This is a genomic window from Providencia sp. UF-183 (assembly GCF_058246155.1).
Genome location: NZ_JBSICD010000018.1, coordinates 65,437 through 84,389, shown reverse-complemented (window position 1 = coordinate 84,389; position 18,953 = coordinate 65,437). Strand labels below are relative to the sequence as shown.

General features: G+C 44.2%; 16 protein-coding genes. 15 read left to right on the top strand and 1 reads right to left on the bottom strand.

What is annotated here, in order from left to right; translation table 11 throughout:
* The first annotated feature begins 494 nt into the window (after nt 1–494).
* The gene (gene leuO, locus AC4IFT_RS16315; RefSeq protein WP_490733640.1) at nt 495–1,463 is read left to right on the top strand and encodes a transcriptional regulator LeuO; all 969 of its coding nucleotides are present in this window, start codon (nt 495–497) and stop codon (nt 1,461–1,463) included.
* A gap of 256 nt (nt 1,464–1,719) precedes the next feature.
* A complete protein-coding gene (locus AC4IFT_RS16310; protein ID WP_490751907.1) occupies nt 1,720–3,552 on the top strand; it encodes an AMP-dependent synthetase/ligase in 1,833 nt (610 codons plus the stop codon).
* Here AC4IFT_RS16310 and AC4IFT_RS16305 read toward each other — a convergent pair.
* Complete coding sequence (locus tag AC4IFT_RS16305) at nt 3,543–3,713, bottom strand: hypothetical protein (RefSeq protein WP_490751905.1); 171 nt, start codon at nt 3,711–3,713, stop codon at nt 3,543–3,545. The genes AC4IFT_RS16310 and AC4IFT_RS16305 overlap by 10 nt on opposite strands.
* A gap of 193 nt (nt 3,714–3,906) precedes the next feature.
* On the opposite strand from AC4IFT_RS16305, the gene ilvI reads away from it, so the two are divergent.
* From ilvI to murG, 13 genes are all read left to right on the top strand, one after another.
* Nucleotides 3,907–5,634, top strand: coding sequence for an acetolactate synthase 3 large subunit (ilvI, locus tag AC4IFT_RS16300; protein WP_490733636.1), 1,728 nt, complete (start codon nt 3,907–3,909; stop codon nt 5,632–5,634).
* A gap of 2 nt (nt 5,635–5,636) precedes the next feature.
* Complete coding sequence (gene ilvN, locus AC4IFT_RS16295; protein WP_206082710.1) at nt 5,637–6,128, top strand: acetolactate synthase small subunit; 492 nt, start codon at nt 5,637–5,639, stop codon at nt 6,126–6,128.
* 84 nt (nt 6,129–6,212) lie between these two features.
* Complete coding sequence (cra, locus tag AC4IFT_RS16290) at nt 6,213–7,223, top strand: catabolite repressor/activator (RefSeq protein ID WP_490733634.1); 1,011 nt, start codon at nt 6,213–6,215, stop codon at nt 7,221–7,223.
* Nucleotides 7,224–7,918: 695 nt separating this feature from the next.
* Nucleotides 7,919–8,377 (top strand): division/cell wall cluster transcriptional repressor MraZ, encoded by a 459-nt coding sequence (gene mraZ / locus AC4IFT_RS16285; RefSeq protein ID WP_206082708.1) that lies wholly within the window; start codon nt 7,919–7,921, stop codon nt 8,375–8,377.
* Nucleotides 8,378–8,379: 2 nt separating this feature from the next.
* Nucleotides 8,380–9,333 carry a 16S rRNA (cytosine(1402)-N(4))-methyltransferase RsmH gene (gene rsmH / locus AC4IFT_RS16280; RefSeq protein WP_490733632.1) on the top strand — a complete coding sequence of 318 codons (954 nt, stop codon included), beginning with the start codon at nt 8,380–8,382 and terminating at the stop codon, nt 9,331–9,333.
* Nucleotides 9,333–9,653, top strand: a complete 321-nt coding sequence (gene ftsL, locus AC4IFT_RS16275; protein WP_206082706.1) for a cell division protein FtsL — start codon at nt 9,333–9,335, stop codon at nt 9,651–9,653. The genes rsmH and ftsL overlap by 1 nt, the downstream gene beginning before the upstream one ends.
* 12 nt (nt 9,654–9,665) lie before the next feature.
* Nucleotides 9,666–11,432 (top strand): peptidoglycan glycosyltransferase FtsI, encoded by a 1,767-nt coding sequence (gene ftsI / locus AC4IFT_RS16270; protein ID WP_490733630.1) that lies wholly within the window; start codon nt 9,666–9,668, stop codon nt 11,430–11,432.
* On the top strand, nt 11,419–12,906 hold the full coding sequence (gene murE, locus AC4IFT_RS16265) for a UDP-N-acetylmuramoyl-L-alanyl-D-glutamate--2,6-diaminopimelate ligase (protein WP_490751903.1): 1,488 nt from the start codon (nt 11,419–11,421) through the stop codon (nt 12,904–12,906). Before ftsI ends, murE begins: the two co-directional genes overlap by 14 nt.
* Nucleotides 12,903–14,267 carry a UDP-N-acetylmuramoyl-tripeptide--D-alanyl-D-alanine ligase gene (gene murF / locus AC4IFT_RS16260; RefSeq protein WP_490751901.1) on the top strand — a complete coding sequence of 455 codons (1,365 nt, stop codon included), beginning with the start codon at nt 12,903–12,905 and terminating at the stop codon, nt 14,265–14,267. Before murE ends, murF begins: the two co-directional genes overlap by 4 nt.
* Entirely contained in the window at nt 14,261–15,343 is a 1,083-nt protein-coding gene (gene mraY / locus AC4IFT_RS16255) for a phospho-N-acetylmuramoyl-pentapeptide-transferase (RefSeq protein ID WP_353242965.1), read from the top strand. Before murF ends, mraY begins: the two co-directional genes overlap by 7 nt.
* Nucleotide 15,344: 1 nt before the next feature.
* On the top strand, nt 15,345–16,655 hold the full coding sequence (gene murD, locus AC4IFT_RS16250) for a UDP-N-acetylmuramoyl-L-alanine--D-glutamate ligase (RefSeq protein WP_490751899.1): 1,311 nt from the start codon (nt 15,345–15,347) through the stop codon (nt 16,653–16,655).
* Entirely contained in the window at nt 16,655–17,848 is a 1,194-nt protein-coding gene (gene ftsW / locus AC4IFT_RS16245) for a cell division protein FtsW (protein WP_490733623.1), read from the top strand. Before murD ends, ftsW begins: the two co-directional genes overlap by 1 nt.
* The gene (gene murG / locus AC4IFT_RS16240; RefSeq protein ID WP_490751897.1) at nt 17,845–18,918 is read left to right on the top strand and encodes an undecaprenyldiphospho-muramoylpentapeptide beta-N-acetylglucosaminyltransferase; all 1,074 of its coding nucleotides are present in this window, start codon (nt 17,845–17,847) and stop codon (nt 18,916–18,918) included. Before ftsW ends, murG begins: the two co-directional genes overlap by 4 nt.
* The last annotated feature ends 35 nt before the right edge of the window (nt 18,919–18,953 follow it).

Genomic DNA, 18,953 nt, shown 5'->3' with positions numbered 1-18,953 from the left:
TTATTTATGTAAGTTATTGTTTTATCATTATCTTTTGTTTTTTTTAATTCAAGAATTTCCAGAAAAGATAAAACCCGTAAAATTAATCACTAACATCAATGGCTATTGATTAACTTAGTTATCTAATAAATGAATAAGTAAAAATTAATCTGATAATGAGAATATTTACAGAATCCAAATGCGATTTATTATGATTTCTTCGGGAAATTGCTTTATTATTTTTACTGAGAGTAATTGTGATTTTAATATAAAAATATCACTCATTACTTTGGTGAATATTTGCGTTTTATAATGATATCTATTCTGTGAATCATAATTAATGAGTAAAGTAATAGAAACGTCGTTTTAATAAATGCAGGGAAAGCGAAATAGCTTACTATCTATAAGTTGTTTCAGAAATAATATTTAGCGAGTTTATATATTCGTCGGTGTTTTTAAGGTGAATACGTCTTTTCGTTAATGAAAAATGATAAATATATTTAGTGGAGTAAAAAATGACTGATTTTGATACGATTTCAACAGGTAAAAAAGAAAGCAGCGATATTCACCTACGTAATGTTGATTTAAATTTGTTAACAGTTTTTGATGTGGTTATGCAGATGCAAAATGTCACTAAAGCCGCTCAAGTGTTGGGCATGTCTCAACCGGCGGTGAGTAATGCTGTTTCGCGTTTAAAATCAATGTTTAACGACGAATTATTTGTGCGTTACGGTCGTGGGATTCAGCCGACTTCGCGGGCGAAACAGCTATTTGGGCCAGTAAGACAGGCGTTGCAATTAGTGCATAATGAGTTACCAGGGGCGGGTTTTGACCCGCAAGATAGCGATCGCGTATTTAATTTATCAATCTGTTCTCCTCTAGATATTCGTTTAGCTGCGATGATCGTGGCGAAGTTTAAAATGGCCTCACCTAATATTAATGTATTTATTCATTCATTTTTGGATAATAACATTGCACATCAATTAAAATATCAGGAAATAGATTTCTTTATTGGGTATAACCAATTCGAAAAACCCGAATACCAACATCAGGTTTTATTTAATGATGAATTAGTTTTAGTTGCCGCAAATAACCATCCACGTATTGTTAATTCAATTTCAGAAACTGAATTAATGAGCGAGAAACATGCAATTATGTCAATGGATAATATAGGGTCATTTAGCACACCGTATTACAATAACACTGAGTTATCTCATACGATTAACTATAAGGGAACAGATCTAAGCAGTGTATTGAATATTGTTGCACAAACTGACTTAGTCGCTATTGCGCCGAAATGGCTTGTTGAACATTATTCAGGGCAGTTAAAACTACGTATGTTGCCGTTACCTTTAGAAAATGATACCCGTCCTTGTTATCTAACATGGCATGAATCGACTGCTAGGGATAAAGGCCATCAATGGATGAAATCACAATTTAGCCAGATGATCGCAGAATTGCTCGATCAAGCGGTTGCGGCTTAGTCTCACTCCTTAATATAAATTTGTTGTCGTGCTCTGAACCACAACATTCAGAGCACTAAGGCAAGTTAAATCACTCATCGTAGCGAGAGCAACGGTGAGTTTTGCAGCGAACATAACATTTGCAGAAAATTTACATATAAAAACTTTCCTCCTACGTTATTAGTCGATACACTGCCGATATTCAGCTAACACTTGTAAGCTGAAAATAGTGAAACGGTTAAGTTCTTGTGAAGATACCGAGTGACTTATATCAATAATGACCTATAGGGAATTAACTTTGATTACTGAAAATCTATATCCATACCATTTAGTAAATCGCTTACGTAGCAGAATCAATGCAAACGAATCAGCGAGTCGGATAGCTTTCAGTCAATGGAATAATGGGCAGCAAAGCTCATTAACATGGAATGAGGTGGGTGAACGCACGTCTGCGATCTCTCGTCACCTTTTAGCATTAGAAGTCTCAACACAAGAAAATATTGGGTTATTTGCCCATAACAGCATGGATTGGTCACTGATTGACTTAGCATCATTACAGATCAGAGCGGTGACGGTTCCACTTTATGCGACCAGCAGTGTTGAACAAGCCGCTTATATCATTAACGATGCCAACATTAAGGTGTTGTTTGTCGGTGAACAAACGCAATATGACATTGCGTGCAAATTACCTGCGCTTTGCCCCCAATTAAAAATGATTGTCGTCATAGATGAGGAAGTTGAACTGACTGATAACTCAGTGGCAACCTTGCATTTATCGACTTTTATGGCACAAGCTCAGCCTGAATATCAAATGGAGCTGGATGCACGCATTGCAGCCCATAATCTCAGTGATTTATTTACGATTATCTATACATCAGGCACTACAGGTGAGCCAAAAGGCGTAATGTTGGATTATTACAACATGGCTGCTCAGTTGTACCTGCATGATGAGCGTTTACAACTAACGGAAGAGGATATTTCGTTAAGCTTTTTACCCCTTTCTCATGTCTTTGAACGTGCTTGGAGTTTCTATGTTATGCACGTAGGGGCGCTTAATGTTTATTTAACGGATACCAACTTAGTGCGAGAAGCACTGGCAGATGTAAAACCTACCGTGATGTGTGCTGTGCCGCGTTTCTATGAAAAAGTCTATAGTGCAGTGCAAGGTAAAGTATCGAAAGCGCCATGGGCACGTAGAATGCTGTTTAAGATGGCTATCTCCCTTGGTAAGCATCGTGTGAAAGCGTTGTCAAAAGGCGGCGTACCATCATTAATCAATCGCGCTATCTTTCCATTAGCGGATAAGCTGGTTTTAAGTAAAATTCGCGAGGGGTTGGGTGGGCGTATTCGTTTTATGCCAGCCGCTGGGGCGCGTTTAGATGATGATGTTATTGCCTTTTTCTTATCCGCAGGCGTGGATATTAAATACGGCTATGGTATGTCAGAAACCTGCGCGACGGTTTCATGTTGGGAAGAGGGCAAATATCCTCTAGGTTCGATTGGTACACCATTATCTTCGGTTGAAGTACGTATTGGTAAAGATGATGAAATCCAAGTAAAGGGCCCTGTTGTGATGAAAGGTTACTACAATCGCCCAAATGAAACCTTAGATACGTTTACCTCTGATGGCTGGTTAAAAACGGGTGATGCAGGGAAAATAGACGAGCAAGGCAATTTATATATTACGGATAGGCTAAAAGACTTAATGAAAACGTCTAACGGTAAGTATATCGCACCTCAAATGATTGAAGGGGTGTTAGGCCAAGATAAATTTATTGAGCATATTGCCGTCATTGCCGATACACGTAAGTTTGTTTCTGCACTGATAGTGCCGTGTTATGACAGCCTAGAAGAATATGCACATTCGATTAACTTAAAATATCGTGATCGTCTTGAGTTACTGAAAGACTCTAATATTGTGGCGCTTTTTGAAGCCCGTTTAAAAGAACTGCAAAAAAACATAGAGAATTTTCATCAAGTTAAACGTTTTACCTTGTTACCAACGACGTTTTCAATGGAAAAAGGGGAGTTAACACCAACCTTGAAATTACGTCGTAAAATCATTTCTGAGCGCTATCAATTAGAAATTGAATCTATGTATCAAGAGTAATTAAGCGTTTTATTATCAGGCTTATCTATTTCGATAGGTGAGCCTGATGCTCTTATATATAAATCCTGCCTATATCTTTTCTTTTTATTCACGGTCAGAACAAAATATTTCAAATCGCCAGTTGGCTGGAAAATAGTCAATCTTTCTTCCGTTTTTTCCATATGCAGTTATTCCCTCTGCGAACGGCAAATGTTCAAGATAATGTGAAATAGTCACTATTTTTGTGCTGAAATGATGTTTGCTTCGTTTCAGCCAGAGAGATATGTTAATAGCACGCATTAACCTGTTTAAATGATAAAAATAAAGGGGTAATTGATACCTCTTAACTTGCAAATAATGTCTGGGGGCAAACTCATGGAGAAGTTGTCGGGAGCTGAAATGGTCGTCAAGTCATTGATTGACCAAGGAGTAAAGCACGTGTTTGGGTATCCAGGCGGTGCAGTATTAGATATTTATGATGCGCTTCATACTGTAGGCGGTGTGGAACATATTCTGGTGCGTCATGAACAAGCCGCAGTGCATATGGCCGATGGCTATGCTCGCTCAACAGGGGATGTTGGCGTCGTTCTCGTCACTTCAGGCCCCGGGGCAACCAATGCGATTACTGGCATTGCAACCGCCTATATGGACTCTGTGCCGATGGTGGTGCTATCAGGGCAGGTTGCTAGTTCTTTAATTGGTAATGATGCGTTCCAAGAATGTGACATGGTGGGAATATCCCGCCCGATAGTGAAGCACAGTTTTTTAATTAAAAGTGCGGAAGAAATTCCTGAGACGATTAAAAAGGCCTTTTACATCGCAGCAAGTGGCCGTCCTGGCCCTGTTGTGATCGACTTTCCGAAAGATACGGTGAACCCTGCACTTAAATTTCCGTATCATTACCCTGAATCTGTTTCTTTACGGTCATATAACCCGACCCTGCAAGGGCACAAAGGGCAGATCAAAAAAGCACTTTCTAAATTAGTCGCGGCAAAAAAACCCGTTTTCTATATTGGTGGCGGAGCGATTAACGCTAATTGTTCAGCAGAACTCATTGAGTTAGCAGAAGCATTAAAACTGCCTGTTGTTTCGACCTTGATGGGGTTAGGGGCTTTTCCTGAAACCCATAAGCAATCCGTCGGCATGTTAGGTATGCATGGGACTTATGAAGCAAATAAAGTCATGCATAATTCAGATGTGATTTTTGCAGTGGGCGTCCGTTTTGACGACCGTACAACCAATAATTTAGAAAAATATTGCCCAAATGCAACGGTGATCCAAATTGACGTTGACCCAACTTCAATTTCAAAAACGGTAAATGCTGATATTCCGATTGTTGGTGATGCGAAATTGACCTTAAAACAAATGTTAGGGCAGTTAGACCAAGCTTCAGCTAAACAAGATGAAAATGCATTAAAAGATTGGTGGAAAGATATTGAAGAGTGGCGCAAAAAACAGTGCCTACGTTATGAAACCAATCAAACTAAAGTCAAACCTCAGCAAGCCATTGAAATGATTTATCGTTTAACAAATGGTGAGGCGTATGTGACTTCGGATGTCGGGCAGCATCAAATGTTTGCTGCATTGTATTATCCGTTTGATAAACCAAGACATTGGATAAATTCAGGTGGTCTCGGCACCATGGGCTTTGGTTTACCTGCCGCATTAGGGGTGAAATTAGCCCATCCAAACTCAACAGTGGTTTGTGTAACGGGCGATGGTAGCATCCAAATGAATATTCAGGAGCTATCAACGGCACTACAATACGGCTTGCCTGTCTTAGTCCTGAACCTCAATAATGGTTTTTTAGGCATGGTAAAACAGTGGCAAGATATGATTTATCAAGGCCGCCATTCCCAATCCTACATGCAGTCACTCCCTGATTTTATTAAATTATCAGAGGCTTATGGCCATGTTGGTATTTCGATTGCTTCTCCTGATGAACTTGAAGAAAAACTCAAGCAAGCGCTAGTTGAGGTGAATGAAAACCAACGCTTAGTATTTGTTGATATCAATATTGATGAAACCGAACACGTTTACCCAATGCAAATCCGTGGTGGAGCAATGGACGAAATGTGGTTGAGCAAAACAGAGAGGACCTGATCATGCGTCGTATTTTATCCGTTTTATTAGAAAATGAATCAGGTGCTTTGTCCCGTGTCATAGGTCTGTTCTCTCAGCGTGGTTATAATATTGAAAGTTTGACGGTTGCGCCCACTGATGACCCAACATTGTCACGTATGACCATCCAAACCAAGGGTGATGCAAAAGTGCTTGAGCAAATTGAGAAACAACTGCACAAGCTGGTGGATGTTCTGCGTGTGAGTGAGCTGACGGCTTCAGCACATATCGAGCGTGAAATCATGTTAGTGAAGTTGCAAGCTTCAGGTTATGGACGTGACGAAGTGAAACGCTGTGCGGATATTTTCCGCGGGCAAATCGTCGATGTCACGCCAACGCTTTATACCGTTCAGCTCGCAGGAACAAGCGATAAACTGGATGCTTTCATCGAATCAGTACGTGGTGTTGCTGAAATTGTTGAAGTAGTACGCTCTGGTATCGTCGGTGTTTCGCGTGGCGACAAAATTATGCGATGAAAAATTTATCTTCCAAAGGTAGAATACTCGGATATAAGGCCTCGAATGACTCGAGGCTGTTCCCGAAATTAAAAAGAGGTTAACGTGAAACTGGATGAGATAGCCCGTCTAGCGGGTGTTTCCCGCACAACGGCTAGTTATGTGATCAACGGCAAGGCCAAGCAGTATCGAGTCAGCGATAAAACTGTTGAAAAAGTGATGGCAGTCGTCAGAGAGCACAATTACCATCCAAATGCAGTTGCTGCGGGCTTACGTGCAGGGCGCACCCGTTCCATTGGGTTAGTGATCCCCGATCTGGAAAATACCAGCTATACACGTATAGCTAATTATTTAGAAAGACAGGCACGTCAACGCGGCTACCAATTGTTAATCGCGTGTTCTGAGGATCAACCAGACAACGAAATTCGTTGTGTTGAACACCTTTTGCAGCGCCAAGTTGATGCCATTATTGTGTCGACTGCACTGCCACCAGAGCACCCTTTTTATCAGCGTTGGGCAAACCGTTCGCTCCCTATTATTGCACTGGATAGAGCCCTTGAAAAAGAGCACTTTATTAGTGTTGTAGGGGATGACCAAGAAGATGCTTTCATGATTTCAGCAGAGTTACGCAAGTTCAAAGCTGAATCGGTATTGTACTTAGGGGCATTACCTGAGCTGTCTGTCAGCTATTTACGTGAGCAGGGTTTTCGTAAAGCATGGAGTGATGATGCGCGTGAAGTTGACTATTTGTACGCAAATAGCTACGAGCGTGATTCTGCCGCAGACGTGTTTGCAAATTGGCTTGATAGCGGCAATGAGATGCCTGATGCGTTATTTACAACGTCTTTCTCATTGCTCCAAGGCGTACTGGATGTTGCACTCAAACGCAGTGGTCGTTTGCCTGAGCATATGGTTATTGCGACCTTTGGAGATAACGAATTATTGGATTTCCTCGGTTGCCCTGTGTTGTCACTTGCACAGCGCCACCGCGATATCGCAGAGCGCATTCTTGAGCTCGTGTTAGCGAGTCTTGATGAGAAGCAAAAACCCGATACAGGCATCACTCGCATACGTCGTGATTTATGTCGTCGTGGAAGTTTAGGCCGTAAGCAATAAATAGCCTGAACTTTGGGCAATCAGTGTAAAGCTTCTCAATAATGAGTGATGTTGATCACGATTATGAGTAATATAAGGGCCCCTACAATGTAGGGGTCTTTTTTTTATCGGTTAAAAATAGGTAAATATTTAACTTTAGGAATTATCTTAATCGATTGTTTGTTTATTTTGTAACAAAAGCTAAATGCAATAAAAATAAAAATAAAGCGAGTTTTTATTCATCGCTGTATTGGGTTGGCATTTTTTTTATTAACTTAAGTACTGTTTATTAAAACAGTTGTTTAGTGGTCTGAAATATAACGATTTTATTTTTCTAGAGCCGTGTTTTAGTCCTCGAAGGGGATTAACCCAGTTTTAAGAACAGATTAAAAGTAAAGAATTGGTACGAAATAGGCTGATTAAAAATGAGATAGAGATTGGATTTAGCGTGATTTTTATGATTTCTCAGCAATAAACAGTTGTTTTGTTATTTTGTGTGAAATTTATAAAATTAGCTAATTATATCAATTTGTTATTTCTTATTTTCTTTCCAAGTAAGATTTTACCCATCCTTATATTTTCTGAATTGTTCTGTAAATAAACCTAAAGCTGAGCGTGGCTGGCTTGACAAGGTTTTCATACCATTCGTAAACTTTATATGTGGAGAATTGTGGGGTAAAGTGGGTGACTAGGAAATGAAAGGGGTTTAATCGGGTATGTTTCGTGGGGCAACACTGGTTAATCTCGACAGCAAAGGGCGGCTAACCGTGCCTACTCGTTATCGAGGAATGCTGACCGAGGAAGCGAAAGGGCAAATGGTTTGTACCATTGACCTTCACCAGCCGTGCCTGCTGCTTTATACCCTACCTGAATGGGAAATCATTGAGGAAAAACTGTCTCGCTTATCCACCATGAACGAAGCTGAGCGACGTGTACAACGGCTTTTACTGGGTCACGCTAGCGAATGCCAAATGGATAATGCAGGACGTCTTTTGTTAGCCAATACATTGCGCCAACACGCAGGGCTAACCAAAGAGGTCATGTTGGTTGGCCAGATTAATAAATTTGAACTTTGGGATGAGCAAACTTGGTACAAACAAGTGGAAAATGATATCGCTGCGGAGCGCCTCACCACTGAACCACTCTCAGCCCGCTTACAGGATTTGTCACTATAACAATGACGCAACAGCAATTTAAGCACGTAACCGTATTATTGGATGAAGCCGTTAATGGCTTGAATATTAAGCCAAATGGCATTTATATCGATGGCACTTTTGGTCGTGGCGGGCATTCTCGCTTAATTTTAAGCCAACTGGGTGAGCACGGGCGTTTAATCGCCATTGACCGTGACCCAGAAGCGATTAAAGCGGCACAAGCCATTGATGATCCGCGTTTTATGATTAAGCACGGCCCGTTCTCAGACATTGCACAATACGTGGAAGAAGAAGGGCTGGTGGGGCAAATTGACGGTGTTTTATTGGATTTAGGCGTGTCTTCGCCGCAGCTAGATGACCCAGAAAGAGGGTTTTCATTTATGCGTGACGGGCCATTAGATATGCGTATGGACCCAACCAAAGGGCAATCAGCGCAACAATGGTTGATGAATGCAGAGGCTGATGACATTGCATGGGTACTCAAAACCTTTGGTGAAGAGCGTTTTTCGAAGCGTATCGCAAGGGCGATTGTGGAACGCAATCATAACCCAGAAGAAGAGCCATTGACCCGAACACGCCATCTGGCTGAGTTGATTTCTAAAGTTAGTCCGATGAAAGACCGACATAAGCACCCTGCAACTCGCAGTTTTCAGGCTATTCGTATCTACATCAATAGCGAGTTGGAAGAGATTGAGCAGGCGTTAAACGGTGCAATGGGTGTTTTGGCACCAGAAGGGCGCTTGTCGGTGATCAGTTTCCACTCTTTGGAAGACAGACTAGTTAAACAATTTATCCGCAAAAACAGTAAAGGGCCAAGTGTACCTGCTGGGATCCCACTGACGGAAACGCAAATTAAAGCATTAGGTGCAGCGCAGTTACGTGATTTAGGCAAAATGAAGCCATCGGATAACGAAATTGACGAAAACCCACGCGCACGCAGTTCAGTGCTGCGTTTTGCAGAGAAGGCGGCGCAATAATGGTTCCTGAAAGGCACAGCCTAGCACGCGTGATTGGACGTGATTTATTTCGCTACGGCATCGTTCCTTTGATTTTATTGGCTGCGATTATTATTAGCGCGGTATTTGTGGTTACTACGGCACACGAAACGCGCTTATTAACCGCGGCCAAAGACAAATTATACGAAGAGAAAGACTCGCTGGATATTGAATGGCGCAATCTGATCCTCGAGGAAAATGCCTTAGCGAGCCATAGCCGTATTGAGCGTTTGTCCGTTGATAAATTACAGATGGTTCAAGTTGAGCCATCACAAGAAAAAATTATTGTTTCTCAGCAATAAAAAAGGTTCCCAATGAAAGCACCAAAAACAGCAAAAAATAAGAAACAAGAAGAAAGTACCAGCTTTGTCCGCTGGCGCTTTATTTTGCTGTGCGGGTGCATTGTCTTGGCGCTAGCAGGGTTATTAACCCGTGTCGCCTACTTACAAATTATCGCCCCTGAAAAGCTAGTTAAAGAGGGCGATTTGCGTTCTTTACGTGTTCAGGAAGTTGCGACGGCGCGTGGTATGATCAGCGACCGTGAAGGTCGGCAGCTTGCGGTTAGTGTCCCCGTCAACGCAATTTGGGCTGATCCAAAAGAAGTGTTTGAGAAAGGCGGGGTTAGCAATGATGAGCACTGGAAAGCCCTTGCAGACGCACTCGAAATTCCACTCGAACAAATTACCAACAAAATATCGGCCAACCCGCGTGGCCGTTTTGTGTATTTAGCGCGCCAAGTTAACCCGTCTATCGGTGACTACGTTAAAAAATTAAAAATCCCGGGTATCTATCTGCGTAAAGAATCCCGCCGTTATTACCCGTCAGGCCCTGTAACTGCTCACTTACTGGGGGTGACAAACATTGACGGGGAAGGTATTGAAGGCGTTGAAAAGAGCTTTGACCGTTGGTTAAAAGGTTCGCCGGGAGAGCGTACTGTTCGTAAAGACCGTAATGGTCGCGTGATCGAAACCATTTCGTCTGTCGATAGCCAAGCGGCACATAACTTAACGTTGAGCATCGATGAACGTATTCAATCGATTGTTTACCGTGAACTGACCCGCGGCGTACAAGAAAACAAAGCGGAATCAGGCGTGGCGATTTTAGTGGATGTGCACACAGGGGAAATTTTGGCGATGGCAAATAGCCCATCTTATAACCCAAATAACCTTGCTGGCACCGCAATGGACGCCATGCGTAACCGTGCAATTACCGATATTTTTGAGCCGGGCTCAACGGTGAAACCGATGGTGGTAATGAGCGCGCTGCACAACAAAATTATCAAAGAAAACTCAGTGATTAATACCTATCCATATCGTATTAGCGGCCATGAAATTAAAGACGTTGCACGCTATGCGGAGCTAACTATTACTGGGATTTTACAGAAGTCGAGTAACGTGGGTGTTTCTAAACTGGCGTTAGCGATGCCTGCCACAGAGCTGGTGGATGTGTATAGCCGCTTTGGGTTTGGCAAGCCGACTAATCTGGGGTTAGTCGGGGAAAGTAGTGGCATCTTTCCAAGTAAAAAAACACGGTGGTCTGATTTAGATAGGGCCACCTTTTCTTTTGGCTACGGGCAAATGGTAACGCCGTTACAATTAGCGCGAGCCTACGCGACAATCGGTAGTTTTGGTATCTACAGGCCGCTGTCTATCACAAAGGTTGACCCACCAGTGCCGGGAACGCGTGTTTTCCCTGAGCCAATTATGCGCACGGTGGTGCATATGATGGAAAGCGTGGCACTGCCCGGCGGTGGTGGAGCACGTGCAGCGATTAAAGGTTACCGAATTGCAATTAAAACCGGGACCGCGAAAAAAGTCGGTCCTGAAGGGCGCTATGTTGATAAATACCTTGCTTATGCAGCGGGTGTCGCGCCAGCCAGTAATCCACGTTATGCGCTTGTTGTCCTGATCAATGAGCCGAGCGGCGGTAAGTACTACGGAGGGGCAGTTTCTGCTCCCGTGTTTGGCTCAATTATGGGCGGTGTCTTACGACTGATGAATGTTGAGCCAGATGCATTACAACCTAACGATAAAAATGAAATTGTGAACAGTCAAAAAGAGGTTAAAAGTGGCAGATCGTAATCTTTGTGATCTCCTTGCGCCATTTGGTGTAAGCACAACTCCTATCTCACTGCGTGAGATGACGCTAGACAGTCGAAAGGCTGCCGCGGGTGATCTGTTTATTGCTATAAAAGGCCATCAATCGGATGGTCGGCACTATATTCCTCAAGCGATTGCCCAAGGGGTTGGTGCGGTGATCGCTGAGGCTCAAGGGGAAGCGGAAGAAGGTGAGATCCGCTTTGTTCACGGCGTGCCAGTGATTTATCTCAATGACTTAAACAACCGTTTATCGGCTCTGGCGGGTGAGTTTTATGACCAGCCTTCAGCCAAAATGAAATTAGTGGGCGTTACAGGAACAAACGGTAAAACAACCACAACTCAGCTGATTGCGCAGTGGGCGAAAGGCCTTGGCGAGACAAGTGCAGTGATGGGGACGGTTGGAAATGGCCTGTTAGGGCAAGTTTCACCGACAGAAAACACCACAGGCTCGGCGGTAGATATCCAGCTTGAGCTCACGCAACTGTTAAATAAAAAAGCCACGTTGACTGCGATGGAAGTGTCTTCCCACGGTTTAGTGCAAGGGCGTGTGGCAGCATTGCAATTTGAAGCTGCTGTGTTCACCAATCTAAGCCGTGATCACCTTGATTACCATGGTGATATGGAAAATTACGAAGCAGCAAAATGGTTACTGTTTTCGACGCATCAAACCAAAAATCAAATTATTAATGCAGATGATGACGTTGGACTGAAATGGTTACAGCGCTTACCACAAGCGTGCGCTGTGACGATGGAAAACCGTATCCCCGCAAACTGGCAAGGCCCATGGTTAAAAGCCACTGAAGTGGAATACCATGATAAGGGCGCTACCATTCATTTTGACTCCTCGTGGGGCAAAGGCGCATTTGAAAGCCCATTGATGGGGGCGTTCAACGTCAGTAACTTATTAGTTGCGATGGCGACATTGTTAATGATGGATTATCCGCTCGAGCAATTATTAGCATCGACCTCATCCCTTTCCCCAGTTTGTGGTCGAATGGAAGTCTTCAGCGCACCGAACAAACCAACGGTTGTTGTCGACTATGCACATACACCTGACGCATTAGAAAAAGCCCTTGCGGCGGCTCGTTTACATTGTAAAGGGCAACTTTGGTGCGTATTTGGCTGTGGTGGCGATCGCGACAAAGGTAAGCGCCCACTTATGGGTGCCGCTGCGGAAGAGTGGGCCGATAAAATCGTGATCACTGACGATAACCCACGCAGCGAAGACCCTATTGATATTATCAACGACATCATGGCGGGCTTATTAGATTCAAGTCGCGCATTAGCCATTCCAGGTCGCCCAGAAGCGGTCACCAATACGATTTTGCAAGCCTCACCCGATGATGTGATTGTTCTTGCCGGTAAAGGCCACGAAGATTACCAAATTATTGGTAACCGTAAATTAGATTACTCTGACCGCTTAACGGTAGCGCGCTTATTGGGGGTGATCGCATGATTTCATTAACCCTCGCGCAGCTTGCAAAAATCACATCAGGGCAGATTGAGTCTGCACCTAATAGCGAATTCGTGATTGAAAACGTGAGCACAGATAGCCGTAAAATAGGTGAAAGTTGCCTGTTTATCGCCCTTAAAGGCGAACGTTTTGATGCTCATGATTTTGCTGAGCAAGTGGTTGCTGATGGTGCAAAAGCATTATTAGTCGACCATAAATTAGTCGTAAATTGCCCGCAAGTGGTTGTAGACGATACCCGTATTGCGATGGGGCAATTGGCAGCATGGGTTCGCCAGCAAGTGAGTGCTCGCATTGTCGGTTTAACCGGGTCATCGGGTAAAACCTCTGTAAAAGAAATGACCGCCTCTATTTTGGCAGAGCGTGGTAAGACTTTGTATACCGCAGGCAACTTAAACAACGATATCGGCGTGCCGTTAACACTGTTTCGCTTAACGCCAGAGCATGATTTTGCTGTGATTGAAATGGGTGCTAACCACCCAAATGAAATCGCCTATACCACCAATATCGTGAAGCCTGAAACCGCATTAGTGAACAATTTATTTGGTGCACACTTAGCAGGGTTTGGTTCGCCAGAGGGTGTCGCTAAAGCCAAAGGTGAGATTTACCAAGGTATCCCAGAAGAAGGGACGGCGATTGTCAACTTGGATAGCTACAGTGAAAAATGGCAATTCCAACCGCGCCAAACCGTGTGGTATTACTCATTAACACAGCAGCCTAAAGCTGATTTCTACCCGACCGATATTCAAATCAACCAATTAACAACGGATTTTGTGTTGCATACCCCCGTTGGGCACGTTGATATCACGTTACCTTTGCCGGGCGTACATAATATTGCCAACGTGTTAGCGGCGAGTGCATTAGCCATTTCGGTGGGTGCAAGCCTCGAAGATATTAAGAATGGCTTAGCAAATACTAAAGCGGTGCCGGGGCGTTTGTTCCCTGTTCGCTTAGCGGAACACAAAGTGGTATTAGACGACACATACAATGCTAATGATGGCTCTATGATTGCCGCCATTCACGTACTGGAAAAAATGCCGGGTTACCGCATTTTAGTTGTCGGTGATATGGGTGAGCTGGGTGATTACGCCGAAGAATGCCATCAGCGTGTTGGTGTTGCAGCTAAACAGGCGGGCTTAGATAAAGTATTCAGCGTTGGTCAACTGAGCGAGTTGATCAGCGAATTTAGTGAGTGTGGTGAGCACTTTACGGTAAAAAGCGATTTATTAACCCGACTAATTCCGCTAGCACAGCAGAATGATGTTGTTTCTATTTTAGTTAAAGGTTCACGCAGCTCCGCGATGGAAGATGTCGTGAATGCATTGAAGGAGTGCTTCGAATGTTAGTCTGGCTTGCCGAAATGTTGGTCCACAAGTTTTCTGTCTTGAACGTTTTTTCATACTTAACGTTCAGAGCCATTGTCGGTTTGCTGACTGCACTTGCGATCGCCTTATGGATGGGCCCGCACCTGATTGCTTATCTGCAAAAAATGCAGATTGGTCAAGTTGTCCGTAGCGAAGGCCCTGAGTCACACTTTAGCAAGCGTGGCACACCAACCATGGGCGGTTTATTAATCCTGTTTTCAATCACCGTGTCTGTCTTATTGTGGGCGCGTTTAGATAACCCTTACGTTTGGTGCGTATTGCTGGTGTTAATCGGCTATGGCATCGTGGGCTTTGTGGACGATTACCGCAAAGTGGTAAGAAAAGATACGCGTGGCTTAATCGCTCGCTGGAAATATTTCTGGCAGTCCGTTATCGCGTTAGTGGTGGCATTTTCTATGTATGCGATTGGGAAAGACACGCCAGCAACGCAACTGGTGGTGCCATTTTTCAAAGACGTGATGCCACAACTGGGCATGTTATATATTTTACTGACCTATTTTGTGATTGTCGGTACCAGTAACGCCGTGAACTTAACTGATGGCCTTGATGGTTTAGCCATCATGCCAACCGTGTTTGTGGCGGCGGGTTTTGCGTTAGTGGCATGGGCGACAGGTAATGTCAATTTTGCGGGCTACCTGCATATTCCATTCTTACCACACGCAGGTGAATTAGTGATTGTCTGTACCGCCATTGTTGGGGCAGGTTTAGGCTTCCTCTGGTTTAACACATACCCAGCACAAGTTTTCATGGGGGATGTGGGCTCACTGGCGCTTGGTGGTGCACTGGGCACTATCGCCGTGTTACTGCGCCAAGAGTTCTTATTAGTGATTATGGGTGGGGTGTTTGTGGTTGAAACCTTGTCCGTAATTTTACAGGTTGGTTCGTTTAAATTACGCGGTCAACGGATCTTCCGCATGGCTCCAATTCACCATCATTATGAATTGAAAGGCTGGCCAGAACCTCGTGTTATCGTGCGTTTCTGGATTATTTCCTTGATGCTAGTGCTGATTGGGCTGGCAACGTTGAAGGTGCGTTAATATGGTCGATTATCAGGGTAAGAACGTTGTCATTATAGGTCTGGGAGTTACAGGCCTATCTTGCGTTCAATTTTTCATTGAGCGTGGTGTTGTGCCACGCGTGATGGATACCCGTGCAACACCTCCGGGTGTGGATAAACTGCCTGAAAATGTGCAGTGCCATAGCGGAAGTTTGAACAACGTATGGCTTCAAGAAGCGGATTTGATTGTTGCAAGCCCAGGGATTGCATTAGCAACACCACAATTGCAGGAAGCTGCGCAAAACGGTATTGAAATCGTCGGCGATATTGAGCTGTTTTGCCGTGAAGCGGATGCGCCAATTGTGGCGATTACAGGGTCAAACGGGAAAAGCACAGTCACCTCGTTAGTGGGGGAGATGGCGAGCGCGGCAGGGATTTCTGTCGGTATAGGCGGCAATATTGGCACGCCAGCGCTGTCTTTACTCAATTCAGGCCATGCATTGTACGTTTTAGAGTTATCCAGTTTCCAACTCGAAACCACATCAAGCCTAAAAGCGGCTGCAGCAACGGTACTGAATATTAGCGAAGACCATATGGATAGGTATCCTCTGGGCTTAGCGCAATACCGCAGCGCGAAATTAAAAATTTATCAGGGTGCACAAAATTGCATCGTGAATAGGCAAGATGCGTTAACACTGCCTGAAAACCAATCAGCGGATGAATGTATTGGTTTTGGGGTAAACAGTGGCGAGTATTGTTTTGATTCAAAAAAACGTGTGTTGATGGTCAACGGCGAAACACTGTTAGACGTCAAAGAGATGCACCTGTCAGGGCAGCATAACTATTTGAACGCATTGGCTGCGTTAGCCCTTGCGGATGCAGTGAACATTCCGCGTCCAGCGTGTATTGAGGTATTGAAAACCTATGCAGGTTTAGCACATCGCTTTGAATTAGTGTTATTTAACAATGGTGTACGTTGGATTAATGACTCTAAAGCCACCAATGTGGGTAGCACTGAAGCGGCACTGAATGGTCTGCACGTTGACGGCTCAGTCTATTTATTGTTAGGTGGTGATGGTAAATCAGCCGATTTTTCATCATTAAAACAATATATTGCAGCGGATAACTACCATTTATATTGCTTTGGTCGTGATGGCAAATCATTAGCCGCTTTAGCCCCTGAAAAATCAGTATTAACTGACACGATGGAACAAAGTTTACGCCAAATTGCGCCGCAATTAAAAGCAGGGGACATGGTGTTATTATCGCCAGCTTGCGCCAGTTTAGATCAGTTTAAAAACTTTGAGCAACGTGGCGCTGTTTTTGCGCAATTAGCGAAGGAGCTTGGGTAATGACTATACCGGGTGCGATGCGTTTAAAAAATTGGGTCATTGGCGAAAAAAATGGCGTGATTTCAGGCTCAACGCTGTACGACCGTACATTAGTATGGTTGGCATTCGGTTTAGCGGCAATCGGCTTCATTATGGTGACCTCTGCTTCGATGCCTGTTGGGCAACGTTTGACAGAAGACCCGTTTTACTTTGCAAAACGCGACGTGGTCTATTTGGTTATAGCTTTCGCCTTATCATTAGCGGTTATGCGTATCCCGATGGCCTTTTGGGAAAAGTATAATTTCCTATTTCTGATGGGCTCATTGGGCATGTTAGTGGTGGTATTAGTCGCAGGGAGCTCAGTTAACGGGGCATCTCGCTGGATTGACGTCGGGCTTGTGAAAATTCAGCCTGCTGAAATTTCGAAATTTACCCTATTTTGCTATGTTTCAAGCTACTTAGTACGCAAGTCAGAAGAAGTTCGCACTCGCTTCCTCGGGTTTATCAAACCGATGTGTATTTTGATTGTGATGGCGTCATTACTGCTTCTACAGCCAGACTTGGGTACGGTCATTGTATTAGTCGTCACCACATTAGGTTTACTGTTTTTAGCGGGTGCAAGGTTAGCACCGTTTATTATTGGTATCGCCACCTGTGCGGTGGGGGTATTAGCGCTGATCTGGTTTGAGCCTTACCGTCTGCGCCGTGTAACCTCGTTCTTGAACCCATGGGATGACCCATTTGGTAGTGGTTACCAGTTAACACAATCGTTAATGGCATTTGGTCGTGGTGAAATGTTAGGCCAAGGGTTAGGTAATTCCGTTCAAAAACTGGAATACCTCCCTGAAGCACACACTGACTTTATTTTCTCCGTGTTAGCGGAAGAACTGGGCTATGTGGGAGTTGTATTAGTCCTGTTAATGGTATTTATGTTGGCATTTAGGGCGATGATGATTGGTCGTCGCGCGCTGATGTCTAACCAATTATTTGGCGGCTATATGGCTTGTTCAATCGGCATTTGGTTTACTTTCCAAGCCTTGGTTAACGTCGGTGCAGCCTCCGGTATGCTGCCAACGAAAGGGTTAACGTTACCCCTAATTAGTTATGGTGGTTCCAGTTTATTAGTGATGGCCGCAGCAATAGCGGTATTACTGCGAATTGATTTTGAAACACGCCTAGAAAAAGCGCAGGCGTTTGTAAGGAGTACCAAATGAGTCAGCCCAAAAAATTACTCGTCATGGCAGGTGGAACAGGAGGGCATGTCTTTCCGGGGCTCGCTGTGGCGCATTATTTGCAGGCTCAGGGCTGGGAAATTCGCTGGTTAGGTACTGCAGATAGAATGGAAGCGACCTTAGTGCCAAAACATGGCATAGACATTGAATTTATTCAGATTTCAGGTCTAAGAGGCAAAGGCATTGCTGCACAGTTAGGCGCACCATGGCGTATTTATAAAGCAATACGACAAGCGAAAACAATCATCAAGCGTTATCAGCCCGACGCGGTATTAGGCATGGGCGGGTATGTTTCAGGCCCCGGCGGTATTGCGGCCTGGCAGTGTGGTGTTCCGGTTGTTTTGCATGAGCAAAATGGCATAGCGGGCCTGACGAATAAATGGCTATCACGCATTGCAAAACGGGTTTTGCAAGCATTTCCGGGAGCTTTCCCTGATGCGCCTGTCGTTGGTAACCCTGTTCGTGAAGATGTGTTGGCACTTCCTGCGCCTGCTGCTCGCTTAGCTGGGCGAGAAGGCGCGATACGCGTATTAGTTGTTGGTGGTAGCCAAGGCGCACGAATTTTAAACCAAGTGATGCCTCAGGTTGCTGCAAAAGTAGGCAAACAGTTAAATATCTGGCATCAAGCGGGAAAAGGCAGTAAGGAATCCACTGAAGCGTTGTATAATGAACAGCTGCAAGTTTCAGGCAATTCTGAGTATAAAGTTACTGAATTTATTGACGATATGGCGCAAGCTTATGCTTGGGCAGATATTGTTGTATGCCGTTCTGGCGCATTGACCGTCAGTGAAGTTGCAGCGGCAGGTTTACCTGCTATTTTTGTGCCTTTTCAGCACAAAGACCGCCAACAATATTGGAACGCATTACCACTGGAAAAAGCAGGCGCCGCGAAGATTTTAGAGCAGCCACAATTTACCGCAGAAGCGGTAGCAAGCTTGCTGGATCAGTGGGATAGAGCAGAATTGTTGTCGATGGCTGAAAAAGCCCATGATTGTGCGATTAGTGATGCAACCGAGCGTGTTGCCGCCGTAATTTGCGAAGTGGCTAAATAGCTTTAGTCACATTTGATACGAATTTATAAAGAAGC

What these genes read in the sequence shown, in the direction of transcription:
- leuO (WP_490733640.1), top strand. Translation starts at nt 495, where the DNA reads ATGACTGATTTTGATACGATTTCAACAGGTAAAAAAGAAAGCAGCGAT.
- AC4IFT_RS16310 (WP_490751907.1), top strand. Translation starts at nt 1,720, where the DNA reads ATGACCTATAGGGAATTAACTTTGATTACTGAAAATCTATATCCATAC.
- murG (WP_490751897.1), top strand. Translation starts at nt 17,845, where the DNA reads ATGAGTCAGCCCAAAAAATTACTCGTCATGGCAGGTGGAACAGGAGGG.
- murF (WP_490751901.1), top strand. Translation starts at nt 12,903, where the DNA reads ATGATTTCATTAACCCTCGCGCAGCTTGCAAAAATCACATCAGGGCAG.
- ilvN (WP_206082710.1), top strand. Translation starts at nt 5,637, where the DNA reads ATGCGTCGTATTTTATCCGTTTTATTAGAAAATGAATCAGGTGCTTTG.
- ftsL (WP_206082706.1), top strand. Translation starts at nt 9,333, where the DNA reads ATGGTTCCTGAAAGGCACAGCCTAGCACGCGTGATTGGACGTGATTTA.
- murD (WP_490751899.1), top strand. Translation starts at nt 15,345, where the DNA reads ATGGTCGATTATCAGGGTAAGAACGTTGTCATTATAGGTCTGGGAGTT.
- ilvI (WP_490733636.1), top strand. Translation starts at nt 3,907, where the DNA reads ATGGAGAAGTTGTCGGGAGCTGAAATGGTCGTCAAGTCATTGATTGAC.
- AC4IFT_RS16305 (WP_490751905.1), bottom strand. Translation starts at nt 3,713, where the DNA reads ATGGAAAAAACGGAAGAAAGATTGACTATTTTCCAGCCAACTGGCGAT.
- mraZ (WP_206082708.1), top strand. Translation starts at nt 7,919, where the DNA reads ATGTTTCGTGGGGCAACACTGGTTAATCTCGACAGCAAAGGGCGGCTA.
- ftsI (WP_490733630.1), top strand. Translation starts at nt 9,666, where the DNA reads ATGAAAGCACCAAAAACAGCAAAAAATAAGAAACAAGAAGAAAGTACC.
- rsmH (WP_490733632.1), top strand. Translation starts at nt 8,380, where the DNA reads ATGACGCAACAGCAATTTAAGCACGTAACCGTATTATTGGATGAAGCC.
- ftsW (WP_490733623.1), top strand. Translation starts at nt 16,655, where the DNA reads ATGACTATACCGGGTGCGATGCGTTTAAAAAATTGGGTCATTGGCGAA.
- mraY (WP_353242965.1), top strand. Translation starts at nt 14,261, where the DNA reads ATGTTAGTCTGGCTTGCCGAAATGTTGGTCCACAAGTTTTCTGTCTTG.